Source organism: Micromonospora sp. NPDC047521 (assembly GCF_055587305.1).
This window is the reverse complement of sequence record NZ_JBVJGN010000004.1, coordinates 404,077-423,082: the sequence shown is the minus strand read 5'-3', so window position 1 is coordinate 423,082 and position 19,006 is coordinate 404,077. Positions and strand designations below refer to the sequence as shown.

Below are 19,006 nucleotides of genomic sequence, written 5' to 3'. Positions count from 1 at the left end.
ACGGGAAGAACGCGCCATCACGCGACAGGCGTGGGTTGTGCTCGCGACGGTGGGAGGGACATGGGGGCCAGAACCTTCGTGGTGGTCGGCGGTACCAGCGGACTCGGTCTCGCGGTGGCCCGGCTGCTTGTCGAAGAGCACCGGGTGGTGGTGTTCGGCAACGTGCCGGCCGAGGTCGCCTCGACGGCCGACGAACTGGGCTGCGACGGGGCGGTCTGCGACGTCTCCTCGTACGAGCAGGTCCGCGACGGGTTCGCCGAGGTGGTGGGACGCTACGGCACGATCGACGGGGTGGCGGCCTGCGCGTCGATGTGGGCCGGCGGCGATCTGATGGACCTGCCGGTGGAGCACATCCGGCGGGCCGTGGAGATCAACGTCCTGGGCGTCACGTACCTGCTGCGGGAGGCGCTGGAGCACCTGCACCGGCAGGGTCACGGGAACGTCGTCTACATCGGCGCGATGGCGCTGGCCGCGCCCCGCCCGGGCATCCCGGTGTACCGGGCCACCAAGAGCTACGGCAGCAGCCTCGTCGACTCGCTCGCCGAGGCGCAGCACAGCAACCGGGTCAAGGTGATGCAGCTGCATCCCGGGCCGATGCCGACCCGGCTCCAGGAACGGGTGGGCGCCGAGTTCCTCGACGAGGTGTACGCCCTACCGGAGCAGGTCGCCGCCGAGGTCGTCCGGCTGCTGCTGCTCGAACCCGACGACCTGTATGTGTCAGGCGAGCGCGTGCTGCGCGCGGACGGGCGGTGGTGACGGCCGGAGCCGGACCCTCCGACCGTCCGGCCTCGGCGTGGGCGCCGCTGCGGACAGCTGTCTACCGCAACCTGTGGCTGGCCCTGCTCGTCGCCAACATCGGCACCTGGATGCAGACGGTCGGCGCGCAGTGGCTGCTGATCCACCACTCGAACGCCTCCACCCTCGTCGCCCTGGTCCAGACCGCCAGCCTGCTGCCGGTCCTGCTGCTGGCACTGCCCGCCGGAGTGCTCGCGGACAGCTTCGACCGCCGGCACCTGCTGCTCGCCGTGCAGCTGTTCCTGGTCGCGGTGGCGCTCGCCCTGACGCTGCTCACCCTTACCGATCGGATGCCGCCGGCCCTGCTGCTGACGCTCACCTTCGCGTTCGGGGTCGGGCAGGCGCTCACCCTGCCGGCCTGGGCGGCGGTGATCCCGGAGCTGGTGCCGCAGGAACAGCTGCGGTCGGCGTCCGCGCTCGGTTCGATAAGCGTGAACGTGGCGCGGGCGGTCGGGCCGGCGCTGGCCGGTGTGCTGATCGCCCGTACCGGTGTCGCCCCGGTCTTCGGGCTCAACGCGGTCGCCTTCGCGATCTTCACGTACGCGCTGTGGCGCTGGCGGCCCGGCAACGCCCGCGCGGTCGAGGTCCCCGAACGCTTCACCGCCGCCCTGCGCGCCGGCAGCCGGTACGTCCGCCACTCGCCCATCGTCCGTCGGTTGCTGCGTCGGGCGCTGGTCTTCGTGATCCCGGCCAGCGCGCTGTGGGCGTTGCTGCCGTTGGTGGCGAGCCGTCGGCTGGGGCTGGGCTCCGGCGGGTACGGGCTGCTGCTGGCCGCCCTCGGGGTGGGCGCTGTCGTCGGTGGGGTGCTGCTGGCCGTGATCCGTACCCGCCTGTCGGCCAACCAGCTCCTGTTCGGCGCCGGAGCGGTGTTCACCGTGGCGCTGGCGGTGGTCGCCACGGTACGTGTGGTGCCGCTCGTGCTTCTCGCCCTGCTACCCGCCGGGATGGCCTGGGTGACGGTGCTGGCCAACGTCAACGCCGAGATGCAGCTCTTCCTGCCGGCCTGGGTACGCGCTCGTGGCCTGGCCGTCTACCAGGTGTGCTTCGCGGGCGGGCAGGCGGTCGGCGCGCTGCTGTGGGGGCTGGTGGCCGACATGGGTGGCCTGGTCCTCGCCTATCTCGCGGCGGCGGCGTTGATGCTCGTCGGCACCGTGACGAGCCGGATCTGGCCGCTTCCCGACCTGCGGGCGGTGAACCGGGAACCGGCGGCCTACTGGCCGCAGCTGCACCTGGCGTACGAGCCGGACCCGAGGGTGGGGCCGGTGCTGGTGGAGGTGCGGTACAGCGTCCGGCCGGATCGGACCCGGCCGTTCCTGGCGGCCATGGAGCTGGTGCGCGCCGCACGGCAGCGGACAGGTGCGATGCGCTGGGGGCTGTTCCGTCCGGCCGAGACCACCGACCAGTTCGTCGAGGTGTATCTGGTGCCGTCCTGGGACGAGCACCTGCGCCAGCACGGTGGCCGGCTGACCGGCGAGGACCGCGAGGCCGAGGAGCGGGCCCGGGAGTGCGCCGACGGCGCCCCGGAGGTGCGGCACCTGGTGCCGGCCGCCGCCGGCCGCACCCTGACCGACGACAGCGAGGCCACCTGACCGGCAGGCCGCGCGGCGTACGTCGTACGCCCGCGTTGTTAGGATGGCCGCACCATGGCGAGTGAGCGCAAGGCGACCGCGGACCCGGCCCGCAGCCTGGCCATCCTCTGGCGTACCCGGGAGCCGACCAGCCGCAGCGCCGGGCAGGGGCTCAGCGTCGACCGGATCGTCCGTGCCGCCATCGACATCGCCGACGCCGAGGGCCTCGACGCGCTGACCATGCGCCGCGTCGGCGAGGCGCTGGGGGTGGGCACGATGTCGGTGTACACCTACGTGCCGGGCAAGGCCGAACTCGTCGACGTCATGATCGACACGGCGTACGGCGAGATGCCGCGCCCCGCGGTCGAGGGGGACTGGCGGGTCCGGCTGGAGCGGATCGCCCGGGACAATCTCGCGCTCTACCAGCGGCATCCGTGGATGCTGCGGGCCGAGACGACCCGACCGGTGCTCGGGCCGCACCTGGTGGCCAAGTACGACCACGAACTCGGCGCGGTCGCCGACATCGGGCTCACCGACGTCGAGATGGACGCGGTGCTCACCCTCGTGCTCGGGCACGTGAAGAGTTCCGCGCGCTCCGCCTCGGAGGTGGTCGACCTGGAGCGGGACACGGGCCTGACCGACGGCCAGTGGTGGCAGTCGCACGCGCCCTGGCTGGAGACGTTCCTGACGCCCGACCGCTATCCCACCGCGTCCCGGGTCGGCACGGCTGCCGGCCAGCAGCACGGTGCCGCGTACGGCCCGGAGTACGCCTTCGAGTTCGGTCTGCAACGGGTCCTCGACGGGATCTCGGTGGTGGTCGCCGAGCGGGCGGCCGACCGGTAGCCCTTCCGCTCAGGGGTACGGCCGCACCGGTGTCCCAGGCTCGACGGAACCCGCCCGCGCCCGGTCGCCCGGGTGGTACGACTGGGACGGCGGGCGACGTCCGGGAAGGGGGGCGATGAAGAACGGCCTCCCCGAGCGGCTGCTTCAGCGGCGCGAGAACCCTCGCCGGACGTCGTTCCTGGAGCTCTTCTTCGACCTGGCCTTCATCTTCGCGCTGACCCGGCTGTCCCAGGCGCTGCTGGCCGACCACAGCCTCAACGGCGGGTTCCAGGCACTGGTGATGCTGGCGGCGCTCTGGTGGGTGTGGTTCGTGACCGCCTGGTCGGCGGACTGGTTCGACCCGAGCGCGCCGCTGATCGTCGTACTGCTGCTCTGGGTGATGTTCGGCGGTCTGCTGATGGCCTCCGCCGTGCCCACCGCGTTCGACTCGCACGCCGTGCTGTTCGCCGTCGCCTACGTCGCCATCCATGTGGGCCGGGGGGCTCTGCTGATCCCGGCACTGCGGGGGCACCCGCTGCAGCTGCGCAGCCTGCGGGTGGCGATCTGGTTCGCGATCTCCGGTGTGCTCTGGGTGCTCGGTGCGGTCGTCGCACCGGCACGCGAGGCGCTGTGGGCGCTCGCCCTGCTGCTGGAGTACTCCCTGGCCCGGCTGCGCTGGCCGTTCCCGCGGCTCGGGCGCAGTTCCTGGCCGGACCTCCAGGTGAACGGGGAACACCTCTCCGAGCGCTACCAGCAGATCTTCATCATCGCGCTGGGTGAGCTGATCCTGATCGCCGGTTTCACCTACAGCCAGTCGGACCTGGACCGGGAGCGCACCGTGGCGTTCGCCCTGGCGTTCGTGACCGCGGTGGCCCTGGCCCGGCTCTACCTGGTGCCCGCCGGCACGCGGCTGGGCGCCGCCATCACGGCGCAGGGCCCGCCTGGCAGCAAGCTGGCGCTCCTGGCCGGCTACCTGCACCTCGTCATGATCGCCGGGGTGCTGGGCACGTCCGTCGCCATGGAGATGACGATCGCCGACCCGGGCGAGCACAGCACGGGGCAGTTGGCGGTGGGCGTCCTCGGCCCGGCGCTGTTCCTGACCGCCCGGATCCTGCTCTCGGCCGTGATCGACGCCAGCCTGCCCTGGGCGCGTCTGATCGGTGTGCCGGCCATCGTGGCGGCCGGCCTGACCAGCGAGGGGCGTCCGCAACTCGTCAACAGCGCAGCCGTCGCCGGGGTGTTGCTGCTCATCGTCCTGGTCGACTCGATGCCCGGCATACGGCGGTTCGTGTGGCGCGCCAACGGCGACGGCGCGTCCGAGCTGCGGCGGCACGGGTAGCCCCCCGATGCCGGAGAGGTCAGCGCGGCACGGCGACCAACCGCGACGGCACGACGTGGTGCAGTTGCGGGTGCACGGCGTGTCGGGGGCGCAGCCGGCGGTCATTCTCGACCGGGCGCACACCCGCCAGGTCGCCGGCGACGGCAGCGGGGGCTTCCACCGCGCCGACGAGCCGGACGGCACCGACCCGAACGGGGTGACCGTCGAGGCGTACCGGTGGGGTGACCTGCCCTCGGGCACCGTGGCCCGGACCATCTCCATGGTCTTCCTGCTGCCGTTCATGTTGAGCAACGTGGCGGTGTGGATGCGGCCGACGGGTCGTCGCAGCGCCGGCGGCGTCGCCATGCTGTGCCGCCTCCTCGCTCTCAACCTCACAGCGGTGTACGTGGTGGCCGTCGCCGGTGTCGCCCTCGACCTGGTCGCCTGGCGGTGTCTCAGCGACACCAGGTGCCGGGGACCCTTCGACACGATGGCCGGGCTCGACGACAGGCACGTCGGGCAGCGGCTCGCCGCGCTGGCGCTGGTGCCGATCGCCGCGGTCGTGTTACTCCGGCTGCTCGGCACCCGCCGGCCCCGACCGGCCGACAACCCGCTGTGGGCCGTGGAGCCGCTCGTGGGACGTCTGCGGGCCATCCACGTCGCCGGCGCGCTCGCCGTCCTCAACCTCGTGCTGCTCGTGGCCCGTCGCGCCGGCGGCGCGACTGTCGCGACGACGCTGCTGCTGGTGCTCAGCGCGGCGGTGCTGCTGGCCTGCGTCGGCCTGCTCGCCGCCCCGGGGCTGATCGACCAGGTGGCTACCGCGCGGACGGTCACCCGCAGCGCCCGCGCGACGGGCGTGGCCGCTGTCGGCCTGAGTGTGGCGACGCTCGTCGCCGTCGCCCGCGATGAGCGGGACTGGCCGCCGTCGGGCGGGCTACCCGGCTACGACGGGGTCGCTGGCACGGTGCTGCTCGGCCAGATGGCACTGCTGGTGCTGCTCAGCGGCCTGGTCCTCTGGCAGCGCGGTCGGGTGGACGGCCGCGTCGTGCTGCGGCACGGACTGGGCGCGGTAGTCATCGCGGCGATCGCGGTCGGTCTGGCCGGTGCGCTCTCCGCCGGCCTGGCCTACCAGACGGGGGCGGTGCTCGGCGGGTACTTCAGTGACGGCGGGCCGCCGCTGCCGTACCGCTGGACACTGCTTGCCTTCTTCCTGCACGTGGGCGCGGCGGTGCTGCTGTGTGGCGCGATAGCCCTGCTGTCGCGCTCGCGCCGGCGCCGAGCGGCGGAGGCGATCACCGCCCGCGACTTTCCCGCCGCACCGCCGGAGGCGGCCGGGCGGCTGCGGCAGGCCACCAGGGCCATCGCCCGGGCGCGGTTCACCGAGTGGCTGGGCGTGCTGGCCGCCACGTACGCGGTTCTCACGGCGGTCGGACTGGCCACCAGCCTGCTCGGGCTCACCGGTCGTCAACCGGAGGAGTTGGCGCGGGCTGTCGGGCTGCCTGCCGAAGCCGTCGGGATGGGGCTGACCGCCGGCACCTACCTCGTCGCCGCAGTGGTCCTCACCCTGCTGGTGGGTGGTGTGTTCGGGTACCGGACGGCCTGGTTCCGCAGGCACGTCGGGATCCTGTGGGACCTGGGCACCTTCTGGCCCCGGGCCGCCCACCCGTTCGCCCCGGCGAGTTACGCCGACCGGGCGGTGCCGGAGCTGGCCGACCGGATCATCCAGCTCGCCGGGCGGCACACCGGGGTGCTGCTCTGCGGGCACAGCCACGGTTCGGTGTTGCTGGCCCTGGCGGTGCTGCGGCTGCCCCCGCAGGTGCGTCGGCGTGTCGCTCTGCTCACCTACGGATCACCGTTGGACCGCCTGTACGCCCGGCTCTACCCCGCGTACCTCAACGAGGAGATGATGCGTGAGGTGGGGCAGCGGGTCGGATGGCGGTGGATCAACCTGTGGCGCGACACCGATCCGGTCGGCGGATGGATCTTCTACCCGAACCGCCCCGGTGACCCGCCTCCGGACGCCGCCGACCCGGCCGGTGCCGTCGACCGGCGGCTGCGGGACCCCCGGGACCTGCTGGCCGCGCCGGGGGACCATCTGCCACCACCGGTCCTGGGCCATCATCCGGGCGAATCCGAGCCCGAGTTCCGAGCCGCGGTGCGCGAGCTCGTCAGACGACTCCGCGACTCCGGGTCCGCCGGCCACCGATGAGCCGGAGATGGCGGGCCGGTCAGCCGCCGTCCGGTAGTCGTTCGGACTCCGCCACCACCGCTCGAACCTTGCGCAGGGTCGCGTCCGGCGCGCGGATCGCGGCCCGCCAGCGGTCCAGCGTCCGGGTGAGCACCCGGACCATGTACTGCAACTGGTTGACCTGCTCGCGCAGCGTCCCCAGCTCCGAGCGGGCGTGCAGCGCCTCGCCCTCCAGTTCGGTGATCCGGGTCTGCAACGGCTGCACCAGGGTGAGGGCGGCCTCGGTGAGGGTGTCGGCGGCATCGGCCTTGAACTTTCCCCGCTGCACCAGCACCGTGGCGATCGCGGCCAGACCGGTGGAGCCGCCGAGGATGCCGAACACGCTGAGCGCCACCTGCACCCAGTGTGGTGCCGCCGGCGCCGGCGCGGTGTTCACGGGACACCCCCCTGTAGTTGCAGGTCGGGCAGGCATTCGCAGGCGCGGACCAGGCGGCGCAGGTCGACGGCGATCTGGACGCCCCGCCAGATCGAGCCGATCGTCACCGCGGCGACGAACGACGCCGCGACAAGGGACTGGTGGTTCCACAGCGACACCAGGGCGACCACGTACATGCCGGTGATGGTGCCGAGCACCAGGACCGACGCGAGTTCGATGCCGAGCCCGGTGGAGAGCCGGCCGGGCCACAGAATACCCAGCAACCCGCTCACCCCCACCAGGATCAGGCCGATCTCCCAGGCCGCCTGCACGGGCGCCGGCATGGACGTCTGGACGGAGGTCGGCCGGACGTCGAGGGTCAACATCAGGATGCCGCAGACCGGTGACGTGGCCAGGACGGCCATCTCGTACGGCCGGTGGCGGGATCGGATACGCAGATATCTCACGGCAACTCCCTGGTCGAGGACCGTCCCATCCGTCATCGGCCGTCGGGCCGGTGCCGTGTGGAGACGGTGCTGACCGGGGGTGCGGTCCTGCGGCTAAGGCCCGTGGAGTGGCGGTTTCGTGCGAACGGTCGGTGGCGAGGAGATGGGCGACGGGCCGTCGTTGGCTGCCGGTACCTGCCTGTGTATCACCGATGACCGGTTGGCGTCCACCTGGTGTAACGTCGCATTTCCGCAGGTCAGAGCCATTAAGTGGGTCGGGCGGCCCGGTTCCGCCCCGGGCCGCCCGTGACATGGGGTGTCGGAAATCTTACCGAGGGTTGTGGGTCGGGCGGGCGAGCAGGGCACGCAGCGCTCCGACCACCTCGGCCGGCACCTCCTCGGCCATGAAGTGCCCGCAGGTGACCGTCTGGTGGGCCAGGTCCGGCGCCCACGCCCGCCACAGCCCGGCCGCGTCATAACCGAGCGCCGCGCCCCAGTCCTGCTGGAGCACGGTCACCGGCATCGACAGCTGGCGGCCGGCGCTCCGGTCGGCGGCGTCGTGGGCGACGTCCACGCCTGCGGACGCGCGGTAGTCGGCGACGATCGAGGTGACAGCGTTGCGGGACGCGCGCAGGTACGAGGCCCGCACCTCCGCCGGCAGGGCCTGCGGATCGCGGGTCCAGACGTCCAGGAAATGACCGAAGAAGGCGTCCGGGTTGGCCCCGATCATCTCCTCGGGCAGACCGGGCGGCTGAGCCATCAGGTAGAGGTGGAAGGCGACCGCAGCGCTGGCGCCGTGCAGCACGTCCCACATGTCGAGGGTCGGCAGCACGTCGAGCAGGGCGAGCTGGCTGATCGCCGCCGGGTGGTCGAGACCGGCGCGGAACGCGACAAGGGCACCCCGGTCGTGCCCGGCCAGCGCGAACCGTTCGTGGCCGAGCGCCCCGGCCAGCGCCACGATGTCAGCGGCCATGGTGCGCTTGGCGTACGCGGTGCCGTCGCTGTCCACGGGCTTGTCGCTGTCGCCGTACCCCCGCAGGTCGGGGCAGATGACCGTGTGGTCGGCGGCCAGGTCGGCCGCGACGTGCCGCCAGATGAGGTGCGTCTGCGGAAAGCCGTGCAGCAGCACGACAGGTGGCCCGGAACCGCCCACGGCGGCGTTGAGCGTCACGCCGTCGGCCACGGTGACGCGCTGGTAGTCGAATCCGTTGATCCTGGGGTCCACCTGTGGAACCTTCCTGGTGATGAGGGCGGGTCCGGCGCGGTGACCGGACGCCGTCGTACGTCGTCGAGCCTGCCCCGTGGCGATCAGCGGACGGTGAGCGTCCGATCAGTGCGGGCGGGCGGCCGTGGTCCGCGCCGGCCCGCCTAGATTGGTGCCATGACCAGGCAGCCGGCGGCCGCTCCGGCGGTGACCTTCGGTGTGCTCGGGTCGGTGACCGCCGCCACCGAGAGTGGCCCGGTTCCGCTCAGGGGGCACCGGCAGCGCCTCGTGCTGGCCCGGCTGTTGATCGCCCACGGCCGGGTGGTGCCTGTGGAACGGCTCGTCGACGACCTGTGGGACGTCGCGCCGGACGGCGCGGTGGGCGCCATCCGCACCTTCGTGGCCGACCTGCGCCGGGCGCTGGAGCCCGACCGGCCGCCCCGCACGCCGCCCCGGATCCTGCTCACCGAGGCGCCGGGGTACGCGCTGCGGGCCGGCCCGGACGCGGTGGACGCCTACCGGTTCGAGGCGGCAGTCGGCGAGAGCGGCCCACTGTTGGCCGCGGGACGTCCCGCCCCGGCTCTGGAGGCCCTGGATGCGGCACTCGGGTTGTGGCGCGGCCCCGCGTACGCCGACTGCGCGAACGAGGCCTGGGCGGTCGCGGAGGTCAACCGACTGGACGAGCTGCGGATGCTCGCCGTCGAACGGCGGGCCGAGGCGCTGCTGGCGTTGGGGTGGCCGGACGAGGCCGCCGCCGACCTGCCGGCCCACCTCGCCGGCAACCCGCTGCGCGAGGACGCCTGGCGGTTGCTGGCGATGGCCAGGTACCGCGCCGGTCGGCAGGGTGACGCGCTGGCCGCGCTCCGCGAGGCCCGGGCCGCCCTGGTGACCGCGCTGGGCGTGGACCCGGGGCCGGAGCTGCGGCGGCTGGAGGCCGACATCCTGGCCCAGGCCCCGCACCTCACCCCGCACCTCGACGCCGCCCCCGACGTCGGGACCGCCGATCGTCCCGTCGTGACCGCGGACCGCCCCGTCGCGGCGGCGCGGGAGCGTCCGTTCGTCGGCCGCGACGCGGAGCTGGCCCGGCTGCGGCTGGCCGCCGACACCGCCGCCGGTCGCCGCCGGCCCGTGCTCGCCCTTCTCAGCGGCGAGCCGGGAGCCGGCAAGACCGCGCTTGCCGAGACGCTCACCCGGCAGCTGGCCGCGCAGGGATGGGCCACGGCGTGGGGACGCAGCCCGGAGTACGAGGGCGCACCGGCGGCCTGGCCCTGGACGCAGGTCACCGAGGCGCTCGCCGGCTCGACAGGCGTCGACGAACAGGACGACGCCGCCACGGGCGGGGCAAGCGTGACACGGTTCCGCAGGCACCGCGCGGTCGCCTCGCTGGTCTCCGCGGTCGCCGACCGGCAACCGGTGCTTATCGTCCTGGACGACCTGCACCGCGCCGACGGCGACACCCTGGACCTGCTGACAGGGCTCCTGGCCGGTCCGCAACCGGCCGGCGGCCCGGTCCTGATCCTCGGCACGTACCGGGCCACCGAGATCGGTCCGGCGCTCACCGCCGCCCTGGCCCGCGCGGCCGGCCTCGAACCGGTGCGCGAGTATCTCGCCGGACTGCCCGCGCCGGCGACAGGCGAACTGGCGAGCGCCGTCGCCGGAGTGGACCTGGACGCGGCCACCGCCCGGCTGATCCACCACCGCAGCGGCGGCAACCCCTTCTTCGTACGGGAGCTGGCCCAGCTGTACGCGGGCGAGGGCGACGCCGCGCTGGCGGCGGTGCCGCCCGGCGTACGCGACGTGATCCGGCACCGGCTGGCGCAGCTGCCCGCGCCCACCCGTACCGTGCTGCGGCAGGCGGCGGTGCTCGGCCGGGACCTCGACCCGCAGGTGCTCAGCGCGTTGGCGGACGACCCCTCGACAGTGCTGGACGCCGTGGACCGCGCCCTTCAGGCGGGCTTCCTCGTCGAGCGGGACACCGACGGACAGCTGCGCTTCGCCCACATCCTGGTCCGCGACACGCTCTACGCCGATCTGTCCGCGCCGCGCCGCGCCGCCTGGCACGGTGCCGCCGCCGAGGTGCTGCGACAGCGCGAACCCGTCGAACCCGCCGCCCTCGCCCACCACCTGCTGCGCGCCGGCGGGCCGGTCGCCGCCGGTCGCGCCGCCGCGTACGCCCGCACGGCGGCCCAGCAGGCCGAACGGGGCGGCAACCCGCACGAGGCGGCCCGGCTGTGGCGGCAGGCGGTCGACGCGTACGACCGGGCCGGCGGGGTCCACCACCGCGAGCGGTTGACGGCGCTTGTGGGTCTGGGGCGTGCGCTCGCCGTCACGGGCCGCCTCGCCGAGGCGCGGCGGGTCAGGGCCGAGGCGATCACGGCGGCCGAGTCCGTCGGCGACCCCCTGCTGATCGAGGAGGTGCTCACCGGCTTCGACGTGCCGGCGATCTGGACGCGCAACGACGACGACCTGCTCTCCGGACGGATCGCGCAGGTCGCCGAGCGTGCCCTGGCGGCCCTCGGCGCGACCGGGTCGGCGCGGCGCAGCCGGCTGCTGAGCACCCTCGCCCTGGAGCTGCGCGGCACCGTCACCGACCGTGGGCGTCGGGCGGCCGACGAGGCCGAGTCGACAGCCCGGACGGTCGGTGACCCCGGGCTGCTGGCGTTCGCGCTGAACGCCCGCTTCATGCACGCCTTCGACCGGGTCGGCCTGGCCGGTGAACGCGCCCGGATCGGCGCCGAGCTGGTCGACCTGGCCGCCCGGCACCAACTGGTGACCTTCGAGGTGGCGGGTCACCTGATCCTGGTCCAGGCCTCCTGCGCGCTGGCCGACCGGCAGGCCGCCGACGCCCACGCCCGCGCCGCCGACCGCCTCGCCGAACGGTACGAGCTGCCGCTGGTCGGCCTCTTCACCAGGTGGTACGCCGCGCTGCGGCTGGCACTGGACGGCGAGTCGGCCGCGGCTGCCGACGCGTACCTGGCGGCTGCCGACCGGCTGCCCGGTGACGGTATGCCGGGCCTGACCCGCGGTCTGCTCCCGCTGGCGCTGCTCGGCCTGCGGCTGGCCGACGACCGTCCGCTCCCGGGGCCCGGCGACGGGGGTTGGGCGGGTCTGGACTGGGGGCCGCACGAGCCGTGGGTCCGCCCGCTGCTGCTGGTCGCCGCCGGTGACCGGACCGCGGCCGGGGAGGCCCTGCGGGCACTGCCGCCGGGGCCGCACGACCTGCTGCGCGAGGTCCGCCTCTGTCTCGTCGGCCGGGCGGCGCGGCTGCTCGACGACCGGGTCACGATGGACCGCGTCCACGCCGAGCTGCTGCCCGCGGCCGGGGAGCTGGCCGCCGGCAGCGGAGTGCTCACCGTCGGTCCGGTGGCCGGGCACCTCGCCGACCTCGCGGCGGCACTGGGCCGCGACGACGAGGCGGCCCGGCACCGTCGTACCGCCCGAGCGCTGACCGCCCGCGCCCGCGCCGCCTGACCCCACCGCGACTTGCGGACTTTCCGTCGGAACCGGCCGGTGGGTGCGGTCAGATGGAGGCACCGGCGCGTCGGCCGGGGGATCGAGGGGGTACGCCGTGCAGGGGCTCGTCCTGATCGTGGTGCTGGGCGTCACCGTCCTGGTCGGCACCACGCTCGGCGGCCGGTACCGGGTCGCGCCGCCGGTCCTGCTCATCGGGTTCGGGGTGCTGCTCGGGCTGGCGCCCCCGCTGTCCGAGTTGACCCTGGAACCGGACCTGGTGCTGCTGATCTTCCTGCCGGCGATCCTGTACCGGGAGAGCCTCACCATCAGTCTGCGCGAGATCCGGGCCAACCTGCCCGTGATCGGTCTGCTCGCCGTGGTGCTCGTGGTGCTCACCATGGTCACTGTGTCGTTCACCGCGCAGGCGTTCGGGGTGAATCCCGCCGCCGCCTGGGTGCTCGGCGCCGTCCTCGCACCGACGGACGCGGCGGCTGTCACAGGTCTGGCCAAACGGCTGCCCCGCAAGCTCCTCACCACCCTGCACGCGGAGAGCCTGATCAACGACGGCACCGCCCTCGTGGTCTTCGCGGTGGCCGTGGGTCTGCTCACCCAGAGCGCGGAGCCGGGCGTGCTGGGCATCGGCGAGGAGTTCGTCGGGGCCAGCGTCGGCGGCGTGCTCGCCGGTCTGCTGGTGGGCTTCGCCGTGGTGCTGATCCGCAAGCGGCTCGACGATCCGCTGCGCGAGGGCGCGCTGAGCGTGCTGACCCCGTTCGGCGCGTTCCTACTCGCCGACTCCGTGCACGCCAGCGGTGTCCTGGCGGTGGTGGTCGCCGGTCTGATGCTCGCCTACGCCGGTCCACGGGTGATCCGCGCCCGCTCCCGGGTGCTGGCGTACGCGTTCTGGGACCTGTCCACGTTCCTCATCAACGGCGGCCTGTTCGTGCTGCTCGGCACGCAGATCCCCCGGGCGGTGCGGGGCGTCACGAGCACCTCGCCGGCGAGGGCCGTGGTGATCGTGCTGGTGGTCACGCTCGTCGTCCTGTGCACCAGGCTGTTCTTCATCTACCTGACCGCGCAGTCGGCGAGGCTGCGACGCCGCCGGATCGTCGAGCGGGGCCGGGGACCGTCGAGCTGGCGGGTGGGGACCGTCGCGGGCTGGGCCGGCTTCCGGGGCGCCGTGTCGCTCGCGGCAGCGCTTGCCGTCCCGACGATGACTGTCGCCGGTCGCCCGGTCGTCGAACGCGACCTGATCATCTTCGTGACGGCGCTGGTGATCGTGTTGATCATGCTGATCCAGGGCACCACCCTGCCGCTTGTGGTGCGCTGGGCGGGGCTGGCCGGCGACCCGGAACGGGTCGACGAGGCCCGGCTGGCCCGGATGCGCGCCACCCAGGTCGGCCTCGCCGCGGTGCCCCACGTGGCCGCCGAGGTGGGCGCCGGCGAGGAGGCGGTACGCCGGTTGCAGGCCGAGTACCAGCGGCACCTGGAAGACGTCAACGAGATCGGCGGGGACACCGCCGAGGAACGCCGGCTGGAACGCGACCTGCGCCTGGGCGTCCTCGCCCACAAGCGCCGGGAGGTCACCCGCCTTCGCGACAGCCGGGAGATCGACGACCTCGTGCTGCTGGAGTTGCAGGCCGCGCTTGACAACGAGGAGATCCGGCTGCTGGGACGCGGATCCGGCGAGTGACAGTCGCCGGGCCGGTGAGCGAGGCTCCTCAGAGCACCTGCGCGAGGAAACGGCGCAGCCGGGGATGCTCGGCGCCCTCGAAGATCGCCTCGGGCGGGCCGGCCTCCAGCACCACGCCCCGGTCCATGAAGGCGACGGTGTCGGCGACCTGCCGGGCGAACCCCATCTCGTGGGTCACCACCACCATTGTCATCCCGGCGGCGGACAGGTCGGCCATCACCCCGAGCACGCCCTTGACCAGCTCGGGGTCGAGCGCCGAGGTGGCCTCGTCGAAGAGCATCACCTCGGGTCGCAGGGCCAGAGCCCGGGCGATCGCCACACGCTGCTGCTGACCGCCGGAGAGCTGCGTCGGCCGGGAGTTCGCCTTGCCGGCCAGCCCCACCAGCTCCAGTTGGGCGCGGGCGACCGCGTCCGCCTCGTCCTCGCCGAGCTTGCGCAGGCGGCGCAGGGCCAGGGTGATGTTGCGCAGCACGGTCATGTGCGGGAACAGGTTGAACTGCTGGAACACCATGCCGACCCGCTGGCGCAGCGCGTCCGGGTCGTCGCGCAGTACGCTGCGGCCGTCCAGCAGCACGTCGCCGCGGTCGGGCTCGATCAGCCGGTTGAGGGTCCGCAGCAGTGTGGACTTGCCCGACCCGGACGGCCCGATCACGCAGGCCGTCGCGCCGCGCGCCACGGTGAGGTCGACGCCGCGCAGCACCCGGTTCGGTCCGAAGGCGAGGTGCACGTCGCGCGCCTCCAGGCTCACCGAGGTGGTCATCGCCTGTCTCCTTCCGGGGCCCCGGCGAACGCCGGGGTGTCGTCCTCGTCCTCGTCGGCGGCAGCGGTGGCCGGTCGGCCGTGCCGCAACCGCCTGTCGATCCAGTTGACGACGTGCGTCAGCGGGACCGTCAACGCCAGGTAGAAGAGCCCGGCGAGCAGCAGCGCGGACTCGTTGCCGGTGGTGGCCGCGTAGTCCTGTCCGATCCGGAACAGCTCCCGCTGGCTGGCCACCAGCCCGAGGAAGTAGACAAGGCTGGAGTCCTTGATCAACGCGATGAGCTGGTTCACCCAGGCGGGCAGCACCCGCCGGATGCCCTGCGGGATGATCACCAGCCGCATCGCGTCGGCCCAGGAGAAACCCAGGGCACGGGCGCCCTCCAACTGGGCGGCCTCCACCGACTGGATGCCGGAGCGGAAGATCTCCCCGATGTACGCCGCCGCGATCAACGACAGCGCCAGGATGCCCAGCGGGTACGGGTCCGGCCCCCAGATCTCCATGCCCAGCGGCGCCAGCCCGACCCCGATCAGCAGGATCGTCGCGGCGGCCGGCAGGCCCCGGAACACGTCCGTGTAGACCCGCGCCGGCCAGCGCAGCCACCGGGTGCGGGAGATGCCGGCGACGGCCAGCAGCAGGCCCAGCACCGAGCCGAGCAGGGCGGCGGAGACCGCCAGGATCAGCGTGTTCGGCAGCCCGACGGTAAGCATCTCGGGCAGCGCCTCACGCATGGCCTCGGCGTCGAAGAACGTCTCCCACAGGGTGCTCAACGGATCCATCGGTCGCCTCTCCTGCCGCCCCGCTCGCTCGTCACCGGTTACCGCTCAGGACGCGGTCGACGCGGACGCGGACGGCGCCACCGACGCGGACGCCGACGGCGCCACCGACGCGGACGGCGCCGCGACCGCGCCGCTGCCCGGCGTGAAGTCCGCCGGGATCGGCCGACCCGGGTAGTACTGCGCCTGCAGACGGCTCCAGGTGCCGTCCGCGATGACCTCGTCGAGGGCCTTGTTCAGCGCCTCGCGCAGCTTGTCGCCGCCCTTGGCCACGGCGTACGCGGTAGGCGCCGGGCTGAGCTGCTTGGCCGCCACGGTGATCTTGCCGTTGCTGTCGGCTGCCGACTTCTCGCCGATCTCCGCCGGGGCGATCCACGCGTCGGCGGTGCCGGCCTTGAGCTGGTTGATCGCGCCGTTGTAGTCCGGCACCCGCACCGGGTCGAGCTGCTTGCCTGTGGCGTAGTCGTCCTGGACGGTGCCCTGCACCACCACGACCCGCTTGCCTGTCAACTGGTCGAAGCTGGTGATCGGCGAGCCGGCCGGGACGTCCAGGCCGAAGTAGCCGAAGTCGTAGCCGTTGCCGAAGTCGACTGTCTTCTTGCGCGCCTCGGTGATGGTGATCGAGGAGCTGCCGACGTCGAACTTGTGGTTGTTGACCTGGCTGAGCAGGGCGGAGAAGTCGGTACCGACGAACTCGACGGTCAGGCCGAGCTTGCCGGCCACCGCGGTCAGCAGGTCGTTGTCGAAGCCGGTGAACCTACCGTCCTTGAGGTAGACGTTCGGCGGGGCGTCGGTGAGCGTGCCGGCGCGCAGGACACCCGGCCGCGCCAGGCCGTACGGGTTGGCGGAGGCGTCGGTCGAGGCGTCGTCGCCGCAGGCGGTAAGCGCGGTCGCGGCCAGGATGGTGGCCGCGCCCAGGGCGGCGACACGGGTCAGGGCAGGAAGGAATCGCACAGGTCTCTCCGATGGGGTGCGCCGCGGCGGGTACGCGCCGCGGACGGTGCGCCCGATGGGCGTACCGCTGGAAAAGTGGTGTGAGAAGAGGGACGCGTCAGAGCGAGGCGCGGCGGCGACACGCCGCGCTGCACATTCGCATCATGTCCACGTGCCGACGCCTGGTCAGTGCCGCCGAGAGGCGGCCGACGCGGAGATCCGCGAGGTCGGCCGGTGGGATGGAGCTGAGGATGCGCATACGGTCTCCCGGGTCTGTGCTGACCTGGGTGCCAGGCCACGCTTGCACCGACGTCCTGCCGGTGCCTGGTCTTCACCCGGGGCACCCCACCGCGGAGGAGGGTTGCCGGCCAGCGAGCCGGGGCTTCGCGCTGGCGCTCATGACCTGCGCCGAGGCTAGCAGCCGGAACCGGTGGGTCGTCCAGCCGTTATGACCACGCTCACCGTCCGCGACGGCCGTCGACCGGCAGGTCAACCGGCGTGCACGTGCGGGCGGCGGCGAGGGTCGGGCTCCTGGCGGCGCAGGATCTCCCGGGTGACCGGGGCGATCGCGCCCTGCCCGAACGCCAGGTAGCGCAGCAGGTTGCGAACCGGGCCGCCCTCGGTCCACTCGAAGTAGATGTGGGGGCGACGCCGGCTCCGGTCGCGGATCTCCAGCAGCAGGGCGGCGAGCGCGCTGGGCACCGAGGAACTGGCCAGACTGAGCACCTGGTAGCTGTCGTGCGCCACGCTGCCGCGGACCAGCAGCGCTGTCTCGAAGTCCGACGGGTCGGTGACGTGCACCTCGACGAAGATGACGTCGCCGTCGTCGGGAAAGTCGTTGTCCGCCATGGTCTGGGCCAGCTTGGCGCGGTACTCGGCCGGGTCCCGGCGCTCCGGCTCGTGCGCGACGAGGCGGATCCGGCGGGTGGCCCGCTCGTCGATCATCCGGGCCGCTGCCGGGTCCAGCTCCACGTGGTCGACCCGCAGCTCGTAGGCCCGCATCAGTCGGGACAGCACCGACACCAGGATCATCCCGCCGATGAAGCACGCCGCGATCTTGACGCCGTCGGGGCGTTGCACGACGTTCGCCACTGTCGTGTACACGAAGATCACCGCGATGGTCCCGAACGCGAGGGTCCGGCCCCGCTGCCGCCGTCGCCGCGCCGCGAGGGTCACCGCCGTCGCCGCCGAGGTGATCAACACCAGGACCCCTGTGGCGTACGCGCCGCCCTGCGCGTCCACGCTGGCGTCGAAGATCACCGTGATCAGGAACGCCACTGTGGTGAAGACCAGGACCAGCGGGCGTACGGCCCGGGCCCAGGTCGGAGCCATGCCGTAGCGGGGCAGATAGCGGGGTACGAGGTTGAGCAGACCGGCCATCGCCGAGGCGCCCGCGAACCAGAGGATCCCGATGGTGGACAGGTCGTAGACGGTGCCGAACACCTCGCCGAGGTGCTGGTGCGCCAGGTAGGCCAGTGCCCGGCCGTTCGCCGGGCCGCCCGCCTGGAACGCCTCTGGTGGGATCAGCACAGTGGTGGTCACGCTGCTGGTGAGCAGGAAGACGCTCATGATCGTCGCGGCGGTGGTGAGGAGCCGGCGCGCGCCTCGGATCCGGCCCGACGGTCGCTCCTCGGAGTCCCGCCGGTCACCACGGATGTGCGGCATCACGGCCACCCCGGTCTCGAAACCGGACAGGCCCAGCGCCAGTTTCGGGAAGACCAGCAGGGACAGTCCGACCACCAGCAGGGGGTCGCCGTGCCCGGTGGTCAGTGCGGTGCCCCAGTCCGCGACAGCGCTCGGGTGCGTCGCCACCCGCCACAACGCGTCGGCGATCACCACTGCGTTCAGCGTCAGGTAGACAGCCACCAGGACGACCGCGATCCCGATCGCCTCACCGAATCCCTTGAGGAACACCGCGCCCAGCAACGCCACCAACAGCAGCGTGAGCGGCAGCTCGTGTCCCTTGAGCGCGCCGGGCAGGAACGGATTCTCGTCGATGTGGGCGGTCGCGTCCGCCGCCGACAGGGTGATGGTGATGATGAAGTCGGTCGCCGCGAACCCCAGCAGCACCAGCACGAGCAGCTTGCCCTGCCAGTAGTTCAGTAGACGGACCAGCATCGCGATGGAGCCCTCACCGTGCGGGCTCTCCACCGCCACCCGCCGGTACACGGGCAGCGCGCCCAGCAACGTCACAAGCACCAGCACCAGAGTCGCCACCGGCGACAGCACCCCGGCGGCCAGCGCCGCGATTCCGGGCTGGTAGCCGAGCGTCGAGAAGTAGTCGACACCGGTCAGGCACATCACCCTCCACCAGGGGTGCTGCCGGTCCCGCCGCGGGCGGCCGTGCGGACCGGGGTGCCGCCCGGCCCGCTCCGTTCCGCCGCCGAGCAGCCAGCCGCGCAGCCGCCCGGCGCGCCTGTCGACCCGCACCGGCGCTTCCCCCGTCCTCCGCCCCTGCTCACCGCGAGTATCCGCCCGGTCGTACGCGCCCGTCCGCAGGTACGCCGAACCCGTCTGTGCCTGTCCGGCCGTCCCGGCGGTCGGACGGGTTTCGGCCCCGGGGCAGGGGGGATGCAGCGCCTCCGGCGCCCCGCACCGATCCGCCCGCTCGGGCCGAGGCCGCCGGACGCGATGCCACCGG

The 19,006-nt window shown here is 73.2% G+C and carries 14 protein-coding genes and 1 riboswitch; of the genes, 7 read left to right on the top strand and 7 right to left on the bottom strand.

From position 1 onward, the window contains the following. The first annotated feature begins 60 nt into the window (after window positions 1–60). The 5 genes from ACZ6N8_RS12655 (at window position 61) to ACZ6N8_RS12635 (ending at window position 6,712) form a co-directional block, all read left to right on the top strand. Window positions 61–756: an SDR family NAD(P)-dependent oxidoreductase gene (locus ACZ6N8_RS12655; RefSeq protein ID WP_466009665.1), complete on the top strand. Its 696-nt coding sequence runs from the start codon at window positions 61–63 to the stop codon at window positions 754–756. Next, window positions 750–2,384 (top strand): MFS transporter, encoded by a 1,635-nt coding sequence (locus ACZ6N8_RS12650; protein WP_466009663.1) that lies wholly within the window; start codon window positions 750–752, stop codon window positions 2,382–2,384. The genes ACZ6N8_RS12655 and ACZ6N8_RS12650 overlap by 7 nt, the downstream gene beginning before the upstream one ends. Window positions 2,385–2,438: 54 nt before the next feature. Beyond that, window positions 2,439–3,206 carry a TetR/AcrR family transcriptional regulator gene (locus ACZ6N8_RS12645; protein ID WP_466009661.1) on the top strand — a complete coding sequence of 256 codons (768 nt, stop codon included), beginning with the start codon at window positions 2,439–2,441 and terminating at the stop codon, window positions 3,204–3,206. 115 nt (window positions 3,207–3,321) lie between these two features. Next, window positions 3,322–4,524 carry a low temperature requirement protein A gene (locus tag ACZ6N8_RS12640; RefSeq protein ID WP_466009660.1) on the top strand — a complete coding sequence of 401 codons (1,203 nt, stop codon included), beginning with the start codon at window positions 3,322–3,324 and terminating at the stop codon, window positions 4,522–4,524. Window positions 4,525–4,531: 7 nt separating this feature from the next. Further along, window positions 4,532–6,712: a hypothetical protein gene (locus tag ACZ6N8_RS12635; protein ID WP_466009658.1), complete on the top strand. Its 2,181-nt coding sequence runs from the start codon at window positions 4,532–4,534 to the stop codon at window positions 6,710–6,712. A 19-nt stretch (window positions 6,713–6,731) separates the two neighbouring features. Here ACZ6N8_RS12635 and ACZ6N8_RS12630 read toward each other — a convergent pair whose 3' ends face one another. From ACZ6N8_RS12630 to ACZ6N8_RS12620, 3 genes are all read right to left on the bottom strand, one after another. Further along, entirely contained in the window at window positions 6,732–7,127 is a 396-nt protein-coding gene (locus tag ACZ6N8_RS12630; protein ID WP_466009657.1) for a hypothetical protein, read from the bottom strand. Beyond that, window positions 7,124–7,573 carry a hypothetical protein gene (locus tag ACZ6N8_RS12625; RefSeq protein ID WP_466009655.1) on the bottom strand — a complete coding sequence of 150 codons (450 nt, stop codon included), beginning with the start codon at window positions 7,571–7,573 and terminating at the stop codon, window positions 7,124–7,126. Before ACZ6N8_RS12625 ends, ACZ6N8_RS12630 begins: the two co-directional genes overlap by 4 nt. Before the next feature lie 307 nt (window positions 7,574–7,880). Then, window positions 7,881–8,777, bottom strand: a complete 897-nt coding sequence (locus ACZ6N8_RS12620) for an alpha/beta fold hydrolase (protein WP_466009653.1) — start codon at window positions 8,775–8,777, stop codon at window positions 7,881–7,883. Window positions 8,778–8,933: 156 nt separating this feature from the next. On the opposite strand from ACZ6N8_RS12620, the gene ACZ6N8_RS12615 reads away from it, so the two are divergent. Both ACZ6N8_RS12615 and ACZ6N8_RS12610 read left to right on the top strand, forming a co-directional pair. Continuing rightward, window positions 8,934–12,227, top strand: coding sequence for a BTAD domain-containing putative transcriptional regulator (locus tag ACZ6N8_RS12615; RefSeq protein ID WP_466009652.1), 3,294 nt, complete (start codon window positions 8,934–8,936; stop codon window positions 12,225–12,227). Window positions 12,228–12,324: 97 nt separating this feature from the next. Next, complete coding sequence (locus tag ACZ6N8_RS12610) at window positions 12,325–13,899, top strand: Na+/H+ antiporter (RefSeq protein WP_466009651.1); 1,575 nt, start codon at window positions 12,325–12,327, stop codon at window positions 13,897–13,899. 28 nt (window positions 13,900–13,927) lie between these two features. Here ACZ6N8_RS12610 and ACZ6N8_RS12605 read toward each other — a convergent pair whose 3' ends face one another. From ACZ6N8_RS12605 to ACZ6N8_RS12590, 4 genes are all read right to left on the bottom strand, one after another. After that, on the bottom strand, window positions 13,928–14,659 hold the full coding sequence (locus ACZ6N8_RS12605) for an amino acid ABC transporter ATP-binding protein (RefSeq protein WP_364371918.1): 732 nt from the start codon (window positions 14,657–14,659) through the stop codon (window positions 13,928–13,930). Then, complete coding sequence (locus tag ACZ6N8_RS12600; protein WP_466009649.1) at window positions 14,656–15,435, bottom strand: amino acid ABC transporter permease; 780 nt, start codon at window positions 15,433–15,435, stop codon at window positions 14,656–14,658. Before ACZ6N8_RS12600 ends, ACZ6N8_RS12605 begins: the two co-directional genes overlap by 4 nt. Before the next feature lie 45 nt (window positions 15,436–15,480). Beyond that, window positions 15,481–16,386, bottom strand: a complete 906-nt coding sequence (locus tag ACZ6N8_RS12595; protein WP_466009648.1) for an ABC transporter substrate-binding protein — start codon at window positions 16,384–16,386, stop codon at window positions 15,481–15,483. A gap of 271 nt (window positions 16,387–16,657) precedes the next feature. Then, window positions 16,658–16,769, bottom strand: a riboswitch (SAM riboswitch). Window positions 16,770–16,854: 85 nt separating this feature from the next. Next, window positions 16,855–18,795 carry an APC family permease gene (locus ACZ6N8_RS12590; protein WP_466009646.1) on the bottom strand — a complete coding sequence of 647 codons (1,941 nt, stop codon included), beginning with the start codon at window positions 18,793–18,795 and terminating at the stop codon, window positions 16,855–16,857. Window positions 18,796–19,006: the final 211 nt, after the last annotated feature.

What these genes read in the sequence shown, in the direction of transcription:
- ACZ6N8_RS12640 (WP_466009660.1), top strand. Translation starts at nt 3,322, where the DNA reads ATGAAGAACGGCCTCCCCGAGCGGCTGCTTCAGCGGCGCGAGAACCCT.
- ACZ6N8_RS12605 (WP_364371918.1), bottom strand. Translation starts at nt 14,659, where the DNA reads ATGACCACCTCGGTGAGCCTGGAGGCGCGCGACGTGCACCTCGCCTTC.
- ACZ6N8_RS12645 (WP_466009661.1), top strand. Translation starts at nt 2,439, where the DNA reads ATGGCGAGTGAGCGCAAGGCGACCGCGGACCCGGCCCGCAGCCTGGCC.
- ACZ6N8_RS12655 (WP_466009665.1), top strand. Translation starts at nt 61, where the DNA reads ATGGGGGCCAGAACCTTCGTGGTGGTCGGCGGTACCAGCGGACTCGGT.
- ACZ6N8_RS12600 (WP_466009649.1), bottom strand. Translation starts at nt 15,435, where the DNA reads ATGGATCCGTTGAGCACCCTGTGGGAGACGTTCTTCGACGCCGAGGCC.
- ACZ6N8_RS12615 (WP_466009652.1), top strand. Translation starts at nt 8,934, where the DNA reads ATGACCAGGCAGCCGGCGGCCGCTCCGGCGGTGACCTTCGGTGTGCTC.
- ACZ6N8_RS12635 (WP_466009658.1), top strand. Translation starts at nt 4,532, where the DNA reads ATGCCGGAGAGGTCAGCGCGGCACGGCGACCAACCGCGACGGCACGAC.